Here is a 7,894-nt window from a genome sequence, read left to right on the forward strand (position 1 = left end):
CGTCAAATATCGCATGCCTTCAAAGCCTAGCCTGATCCTCGCGTCCAGCTCGCGTTACCGCAAAGAACTGCTGTCCCGCCTGCGCCTGCCCTTCACGGCGATTTCCCCCGATGTAGACGAAACGCCACAGTCCGGCGAAACGCCTGAAGCCCTGGCGCTGCGCCTGTCCGTCGCCAAGGCCATGGCGGTGGCAGTCAAGCATCCCGGCAGCATCGTGATCGGCTCGGACCAGGTGGCCACCGTGGACGGACAGCCCATCGGCAAGCCGGGGGATTTCCCACGCGCCCTGGCGCAATTGCGGGCCCTGTCGGGTCAGATCGTGGAATTCCACAGCGCCCTGGCCGTCACCGACGGCCAACGGGTGGAGAAAGCCGACATTGTCACGCGCTGCCATTTCCGCCAGTTGACGGACCGCGCCATCGAGGCCTATTTGCGCGCCGAGGAGCCCTACGATACCGCAGGCAGCGCCAAGGCGGAAAGCCTGGGCATCGCGCTGATGGAAAGCATCCAGAGCGACGACCCCACCGCCATCATCGGCCTGCCGCTGATCGCATTGACCCGCATGCTGACGCAGTTCGGCCTGGACCCGCTGGACGCCCCTGGAGCGCCCGCATGAGCGGCGCGCTGCACTTGATCCCGGTTGGCCTGGGCGAGGCCCCGCCCGAGCGCTGGCTGCCCGCCGAAGTGCGCGCCCTGGCGGGCCGGCTGGACACCTATATCGCCGAAAACGCCAAGACCGCCCGCGCCTTCCTCAAGCTGATCGGCACCACCCGGCCGCTGCAGGAAATCACCATCCACACCCTTAGCGACAAGATCAACGCCGCCCAGATCAAGGCCTGGCTCGAGCCGGCGCTCAAAGGCGCGGAAATCGGCCTGGTTTCCGAGGCCGGCTGCCCCGCCGTCGCGGATCCGGGCGCCAAGGTCGCAGACGCCGCCCATCGCCTCGGCATCACCGTCAAACCCTGGGTCGGCCCTTCCTCCATCCTGCTGGGCCTGATGGCCAGCGGGCTGGACGGCCAGCGCTTCGCTTTCCATGGCTATGCGCCGGTGGACCCGGCGGAACGCGCCAAGCAGTTGCGCGCTTGGGAACAGCACTCGGCCAAGCACAACCAGACCCAACTGCTGATCGAGACCCCCTATCGCAACGCCGCCATGTTCGCCACGCTGCTGGCCAGCCTGAAGGGCGAGACCAAGCTGTGCGTGGCGCGTTCTGTCACCACCGCCGATGAATGGATCGTGACCCGCAGCGTGGCCGACTGGAAAAAACAGCCTGCGCCCCAGCTCGACAAGCTGCCCACGCTGTTCCTCTTCCTGGCGCGCTGACCCATGCGCCGCCTGATTCTTGCGCCGCTTGCCGCGGCCATCCTGGCAGGGTGCGCCGCGCGCGGCCCCGCCGGCCTGGACCTGGACACCTCGGTCACCGCGGTCAGCCAGGCCAGCCGGGTTCGCAGCATCGTGCTGCACTACACCAGCGTCGACGACGCCCGCTCGATGGAATTGCTCTCCAAGGGCAAGGTCAGCTCCCATTATCTCGTCACCGACGCTGGCCGCGCCTACCGGCTGGTGGACGAAAACCGCGCCGCCTGGCACGCCGGCGCCAGTTCCTGGTACGGCAACATCGCCATGAACAGCACATCCATCGGCATAGAAATCGTCAACCCAGGTTGGACGGAAGGCCCGGACGGCAAGCCCGTCTGGCACCCCTATAACGACCGGCAATTGCGCGCCCTGACCATACTCGTGCGCGATATTGCGCAGCGCCATGGGATCGCACCTGAAAACATCGTGGGCCACAGCGACATCGCGCCCCAGCGCAAGGTCGATCCCGGCCCCCTTTTCCCCTGGAAAATACTGGCCGAGGCTGGAATCGGGCGCTGGTATGACGAAAGCGGCGCCGCCGAGCACCTTGCGCGACTGCAGGCCCAGGGCATCCCTGACGTGGCGTGGTTCCAGAAGCAGTTGGCGCGGCTGGGCTACGCCTGCCCACAGGATGGCACGCTGGATCCGGCCACGATCGGCGCGTTGGTGGCCTTCCAGATGCACTACCGGCCCGCGCTGTACGACGGCCAGCCCGACGCGGAAACCGCCGCCATCATGCTGGCGATGTTGTAGAGGCGCCCAGCTATCCGCGGCCGCGCAGCCACGCGACCAGCCGCCAGCCCAGCAGCAGGGCCAGCACGGCGGCGTACATCGCAGGCTGCGCCAGGTCATTCTTGCCGGCCTTGTGCCACCAGTAATGCAGCACCGCCAGCAAGCCTATGGCGTATATGGCGCGATGCAGGGCCTGCCAACGCTTGCCCAGCTTGCGCATGGCCCATTGCGTGGAGGTGGCCGCCAGCGCGGCCATCAGCACGAACGCCGCAAATCCCACCATGATGAAAGGGCGTTCGCCGATGTCGCGCAGCATACCCGCGGGATCGAAACCGCGGTCCCACCAGACCCAGGCCATGAAGTGCATGAAACCGTAGAAGAACGCGAACAGCCCGCACATGCGGCGCAGGCGTACCAGGGCCGGCTGGCCGGTCAGCCGGCGCAGCGGCGTGATGGCCAGCGTCACGAGCAGGCAGACCAGGGTCCACGTGCCCGATGAACGGGTCAGGAACTCGACAGGATTCGCCGTCAGACCGTTGTTCACGCCCAGCCAGATCCAGCGCGCGAAAGGCGCAAGACCCAGCAGGAACAGGAATGGCTTGAAACGCCCCACCGACTTGGCGGAAAGCGGGGTCTTGCGCGGCGGCGCGGCCGGCGCCGCCTGCGGAGTGCCGTCAGGCATGGGATCGCCTCAGTAGTTCGCCTTCAGGTCCATACCCCGGTAGAGCGAAGCCACCTGCTCGCCATAACCGTTGAACATCAAGGTCTTGCGCTTGGGCGAGAACAGCCCGTCCTCGCCGATGCGGCGCTCGGTGGCCTGGCTCCAGCGCGGATGGGGCACGTCCGGGTTCACATTGGCATAGAAGCCATACTCCTGCGGCGCGGCCTTGATCCAGGACGACACGGGCAGCTTTTCCACCAGGCGGATCTTCACCAGGGACTTGGCCGACTTGAAGCCGTACTTCCACGGCACCGCCAGCCGCAATGGCGCGCCGTTCTGATTCGGCAATACCTTGCCGTAGACGCCAAACACCAGCATGGCCAGCGGATTCATGGCCTCGTCAATGCGCAGGCCCTCCACATAGGGCCATTCCAGGACCGCGGTGCGCACGCCCGGCATGTTCTCGCGCTGCACGGCAGTCACGAATTCCACGTACTTGGCGTTGCCGGTAGGCTCGACCTGCTTGAGCAGCGCCGACAGCGAATAGCCCACCCAGGGGATCACCATGGACCAGCCCTCGACGCAACGCAGCCGGTAGACGCGCTCTTCCATCGGCGCCAGCTTCAGCAGTTCCTCTATGGAAAACGTGCGCGGCTTGCCGACCTCGCCCTCGACGCTCACGCTCCAGGGACGGGTCTGCAACTTGCCGGCATTGGCGGCTGGATCATCCTTATCCATGCCGAACTCGTAATAATTGTTGTACGACGTGATGTCGGCCAGCGCGGTCTGCTTGTCCATGACGCTCAGGGCGGCGTTGGCCTTGCCTGGCAGGGCACCGGCCTCCTGGGCATGCGCGCTGCGCATGGCCCACCCCGGCAGGCCCGCGGCGGCGGCGACCATTCCGGCGCGCAGCATCAGTTCGCGGCGCGAGCGCCAGACGGCCTCGGAGGTGATCTCGGACGGAAGGAAATCGTCGGGCTTGCGTATCAACATCATGGTCTCCGGTGTAGCGCCCGCAGGGTCATGGGCGCGCCCTGCGCAAGCCATGGACGCCGCGCCGCCCCATGATATTCCGCGGCAGGCGGCGCTTGCGGGTATTTCCTATAGACCCGCGCCGGCGCAAGGTGTTCCGCATCCGGCTCAGCGCGCCCCGGGGACGCCCTGGCGCAAAGCGCCAGCTAGATCCGCGGCAGCAGCCACTCGCGCACCTTAGGCACGCTGTCGAGCACCGCCTGGGGCGCGCAACCCTCAAGCTCCTTCAGGGTGTGCGCACCATAGGTCACGCCCAGACCATGCACGCCGGCATTGATCGCCATCTGCAGGTCGTGCGAGGTGTCGCCCACCATCACCACGCGGTCCGGATCCACGTCCAGCTCCTGCATCAATTCGTGCAGCATGGCGGGATGCGGCTTGCTGAAGGTTTCGTCGGCCGTCCGGGTAGCGTCGAACAGCGGCCCCAGGCCGGTCGCGGCCAGCGCGCGGGTCAGACCCACGCGGCTCTTGCCGGTCGCCACCGCCAGGCGCACGTTCTGCCCCGCCAGTTCGGCCAGCAGTTCCTGCACGCCTTCGAACAGGCGCAATTCCGGATCGCGCAGCAGGTAATGCGTGCGGTAGCGCTCCAGGAAGCGCGGCAGCATCGCCTGGGTCAGTTCCGGCACCGCGCGGCGCAGGGCGCTTTCCAGGGACAGGCCTATCACCCAGCTGGCATCGGATGCCGAAGGCACCGCCAGTTCCAGGTCGCGGCAGGCGCCCTGGATGGCGGCCACGATGCTGTGCGTGGAATCCATCAGGGTGCCATCCCAGTCAAAAACGACCAGCGAATACGACATAATCAGACCGACTCCAGTTGTTTCAGTATTTGCCGGCAAGCTGGAGGCAGCTCGGCGGTAAGCGTCAGAGGCTCGCCCGTCACCGGATGGGCCAGGGTCAATTGGTGGGCGTGCAGGAACATCCTGCCAAAGCCCATGCGCGCAAACTGCGCCCGCACCTCATCGTGACCGTATTTATCGTCGCCCACGATGGGAAAGCCGCTGGCGGCCAGGTGCACCCGGATCTGGTGGGTACGGCCGGTGCGCAACTCAGCGTCGACCAGACTATAGCCACCCAAGCGCTGCTTGAGCGTGACAATGGTGTGCGCCGACTGGCCGTCCGGATCCACCTTGACCCGGCGCTCGCCGGACTGGGTGGTCCACTTGGACAGGCCCAGCTTGATGTGCTGGCGGTCGTTGACCCAATCGCCCTCGACCAGGGCCAGGTAGTGCTTGTCCCCTTTTCCTTCGCGCAACATGGCGTGCAACGCCAGCAAGGCGCTGCGCTTCTTGGCCACCATCAAGAGACCGGAGGTTTCCCGGTCCAGCCGATGGACCAGTTCCAGGAACTTGGCGCCGGGCCGGGCGGCCCGCAATTGCTCGATCACGCCGAAGGACACGCCGCTGCCGCCATGGACCGCCACGCCGGCGGGCTTGTCCACCACCAGCAGCGCCTCATCTTCGAACACCACCGGGAATTCAGCGCCGGGCACCGGACGGGGTTTGCCCGGATCGGGCAAACGCAGGGGCGGAATACGCACCACGTCGCCCTCGGCGACCCGGTAGTCGGCCGAAGTGCGTCCCTTGTTTATCCGCACCTCGCCGCCACGGATGGCCTTGTAGATGTGGGTTTTGGGGACGCCCTTGCACAGTCTGGCCAGAAAGTTGTCCAGCCGCTGGCCGGCTTGCTCGGCGTCGACCTCCACCATGCGAACGGCGGGGGGAGCTTTAGAGAGGGTTTTCGAGGAGGAAGTTTCTTTGCGCATTGCGGAAAGCGACATATAATCGGGACAGCCTAAAGGGGCTGAACTAGCCGCCTGACGTAGAGATGCAACGTTACGCAACTCCGTCGAGCGCGCGGGCCGCCATTGTACTGCCTGCTCATTCAACCCCTGGGGTCATTTGGTCGCCGGCGCAACCGCGCCCTGCCGGATAGTGGTGTGGCATTCATTTTGCCCGCTGTCCCAGCAGGTCCGTTGCATGCCGCAAGCGGCTCTGAAGCACCGCAAGAATCGTCGCATATTTAAAGCACCAGCTGCGCGTGGGCAACCAATCCGACCGCAACTGCCGTTCACAGCACTTTTCCGTCAAACCACATTCAGTGAAGCTGACCCTCCTGCTGACAGAACCCCGAGCCCCACGGCTCGACGTGCCCGCCTGACCCGCGGCGGATACGCCTGGGCGCCGCCCAGGTACGGTCCGCATTTCTTGCCCGCTTCAGCCGCAGCCCGAGTGACCCGAGGTCACGCGCCGATATCGGCGCGTCATGACAACGGAGAACCCCTCTCATGAAGCGCATGCTGTTCAATGCGACGCATCAGGAAGAATTACGCGTCGCTATCGTCGATGGGCAAAAACTCATCGACCTCGACATCGAGACTGCCGGCCGCGAACAACGCAAAGGCAACATCTACAAAGGTGTCATCACCCGGATCGAACCCGGCCTGGAAGCTTGCTTCGTCAACTACGGCGAAGACCGCCACGGCTTCCTGCCCTTCAAGGAAGTTGCCCGCAGCTTCTTCAAGGAAGGCGTGGACGTCCGTAGCGCCCGTATCCAGGACGCCCTGCGCGAAGGCCAGGAACTGATCGTCCAGGTCGAAAAGGAAGAGCGCGGCAACAAGGGCGCCGCCCTGACCACGTTCATCTCGCTCGCTGGCCGCTACCTGGTCCTGATGCCCAACAACCCCCGCGGCGGCGGTGTTTCGCGCCGCGTCGAGGGCGAGGATCGCCAGGAACTGCGCGACACCATGGAGCAGCTCGATCTGCCCCAGGGCATGAGCATCATTGCTCGCACCGCCGGCATCGGCCGCAATGTCGAAGAACTCCAGTGGGACTTGTCCTACCTGTTGCAGCTCTGGACCGCCATCGACGGCGCCGCGCGCGACAACTCCGCGCCGATCCTGATCTACCTGGAATCCAGCCTGGTCATCCGGGCCATCCGTGATTACTTCTCCCCGGAAATCGGTGAAATCCTCATCGATACCGACGAGATCGCCGACCAGGCCACGGCCTTCATGAGCGTGGTGATGCCGGACAACGTCCAGCGCGTCAAACGCTACCGCGACGATATCCCGCTGTTCTCCCGCTTCCAGATCGAACACCAGATCGAAACGGCCTACTCGCGCACGGTGACGCTGCCCTCGGGCGGCGCCATCGTCATCGACCACACCGAAGCCCTGGTTTCCGTGGACGTCAACTCGGCCCGCTCCACGCGCGGCGCCGACATCGAGGAAACCGCGCTGCGCACCAACTCGGAAGCGGCCGACGAAGTGGCCCGCCAGTTGCGCCTGCGCGACCTGGGCGGCCTGATCGTCATCGACTTCATCGACATGGAGGACAGCAAGAACCAGCGCGCCGTCGAACAGCGCCTGCGTGACGCTCTCCATTTCGACCGCGCCCGCGTCCAGATGGGCAAGATTTCGCGCTTCGGCCTGATGGAACTGTCGCGCCAGCGCCTGCGCCCGGCCCTGAACGAAGGCTCGCACATCACTTGCCCGCGCTGCAACGGCACCGGCGTGATCCGGGACGCCGAGTCCAGCGCCCTGCACGTGCTGCGCCTGCTGCAAGAAGAAGCAATGAAGGAAAACACCGCCGCCGTGCACGCCCAAGTGCCGGTCGACGTGGCTACCTATCTGCTGAACGAAAAGCGCGCCGACATCACCAAGATGGAAGCCCGCCTCAAGGTCAACCTGATGCTGATCCCCAACAAGCATCTGGAAACGCCGCACCACCACATCGAGCGCCTGCGCCACGACGATCCGCGCCTGGAAGAACTGAAGACCAGCTTCGAACTGGTTGAAGCTCCGGCCACGGACGCCCCCTGGCAGCCGCGCGAACACGAGATCAAGTCCCGTCCGGAAGCGCTGGTCAAGGGCATCACGCCCTCGCAGCCCGCTCCGGTTTCGACCCCTGCTCCCGCCGCGGCGGCTCCTGCTCCGGCAGCAGCCGGCGGCCTGGGCGGCCTGTTCAAGCGCCTGTTCGGCTGGCTGGGAGGCAGCTCCGAGGCGGCCAAGCCCGCTCCCGCCGCCCAGGAAGACAGCGCCAAGCGCGCCAGCTCCGGCCGCGGCAAGGGCCGCAGCGGCCATGACGGCCAGGAACGCCGTGGCGAACGCCA

8 protein-coding genes are annotated in these 7,894 nt (G+C 65.8%); 4 read left to right on the plus strand and 4 right to left on the minus strand.

The features are described from left to right. Positions 1-13 precede the first annotated feature (13 nt). Genes VIR09_RS02125 through VIR09_RS02135 form a run of 3 tightly spaced genes read left to right on the plus strand, consistent with a single transcriptional unit; the run spans position 14 to position 2,112 of the window. Positions 14-616, plus strand: coding sequence for a Maf-like protein (locus tag VIR09_RS02125; protein ID WP_332011375.1), 603 nt, complete (start codon positions 14-16; stop codon positions 614-616). Then, positions 613-1,323, plus strand: coding sequence for an SAM-dependent methyltransferase (locus VIR09_RS02130; RefSeq protein WP_332011363.1), 711 nt, complete (start codon positions 613-615; stop codon positions 1,321-1,323). The genes VIR09_RS02125 and VIR09_RS02130 overlap by 4 nt, the downstream gene beginning before the upstream one ends. Positions 1,324-1,326: 3 nt before the next feature. Further along, complete coding sequence (locus tag VIR09_RS02135; protein WP_332011365.1) at positions 1,327-2,112, plus strand: N-acetylmuramoyl-L-alanine amidase; 786 nt, start codon at positions 1,327-1,329, stop codon at positions 2,110-2,112. Positions 2,113-2,122: 10 nt separating this feature from the next. Here the strand turns inward: VIR09_RS02135 and msrQ are convergent, their stop codons facing one another. The 4 genes from msrQ to VIR09_RS02155 all read right to left on the minus strand — a co-directional run bounded on the left by msrQ (position 2,123) and on the right by VIR09_RS02155 (position 5,546). Further along, positions 2,123-2,773: a protein-methionine-sulfoxide reductase heme-binding subunit MsrQ gene (msrQ, locus tag VIR09_RS02140; protein WP_332011367.1), complete on the minus strand. Its 651-nt coding sequence runs from the start codon at positions 2,771-2,773 to the stop codon at positions 2,123-2,125. Between the two features lie 9 nt (positions 2,774-2,782). Further along, a complete protein-coding gene (gene msrP / locus VIR09_RS02145; protein ID WP_332011377.1) occupies positions 2,783-3,745 on the minus strand; it encodes a protein-methionine-sulfoxide reductase catalytic subunit MsrP in 963 nt (320 codons plus the stop codon). Between the two features lie 185 nt (positions 3,746-3,930). Continuing rightward, positions 3,931-4,581: an HAD family hydrolase gene (locus tag VIR09_RS02150; RefSeq protein ID WP_332011369.1), complete on the minus strand. Its 651-nt coding sequence runs from the start codon at positions 4,579-4,581 to the stop codon at positions 3,931-3,933. Between the two features lie 2 nt (positions 4,582-4,583). After that, positions 4,584-5,546, minus strand: a complete 963-nt coding sequence (locus tag VIR09_RS02155) for an RluA family pseudouridine synthase (RefSeq protein ID WP_332011371.1) — start codon at positions 5,544-5,546, stop codon at positions 4,584-4,586. Between the two features lie 522 nt (positions 5,547-6,068). Here VIR09_RS02155 and VIR09_RS02160 point away from each other — a divergent pair. After that, positions 6,069-7,894, plus strand: a 1,826-nt coding sequence (locus VIR09_RS02160) for an Rne/Rng family ribonuclease (RefSeq protein ID WP_332011373.1), incomplete at its 3' end; no start/stop codon positions are given.

This window comes from Achromobacter sp. (assembly GCF_036567245.1).
Taxonomy (GTDB): Bacteria; Pseudomonadota; Gammaproteobacteria; order Burkholderiales; family Burkholderiaceae_B; genus Achromobacter.

What these genes read in the sequence shown, in the direction of transcription:
- VIR09_RS02125 (WP_332011375.1), top strand. Translation starts at nt 14, where the DNA reads ATGCCTTCAAAGCCTAGCCTGATCCTCGCGTCCAGCTCGCGTTACCGC.
- VIR09_RS02130 (WP_332011363.1), top strand. Translation starts at nt 613, where the DNA reads ATGAGCGGCGCGCTGCACTTGATCCCGGTTGGCCTGGGCGAGGCCCCG.
- VIR09_RS02135 (WP_332011365.1), top strand. Translation starts at nt 1,327, where the DNA reads ATGCGCCGCCTGATTCTTGCGCCGCTTGCCGCGGCCATCCTGGCAGGG.
- msrQ (WP_332011367.1), bottom strand. Translation starts at nt 2,773, where the DNA reads ATGCCTGACGGCACTCCGCAGGCGGCGCCGGCCGCGCCGCCGCGCAAG.
- msrP (WP_332011377.1), bottom strand. Translation starts at nt 3,745, where the DNA reads ATGTTGATACGCAAGCCCGACGATTTCCTTCCGTCCGAGATCACCTCC.
- VIR09_RS02150 (WP_332011369.1), bottom strand. Translation starts at nt 4,581, where the DNA reads ATGTCGTATTCGCTGGTCGTTTTTGACTGGGATGGCACCCTGATGGAT.
- VIR09_RS02155 (WP_332011371.1), bottom strand. Translation starts at nt 5,546, where the DNA reads ATGCGCAAAGAAACTTCCTCCTCGAAAACCCTCTCTAAAGCTCCCCCC.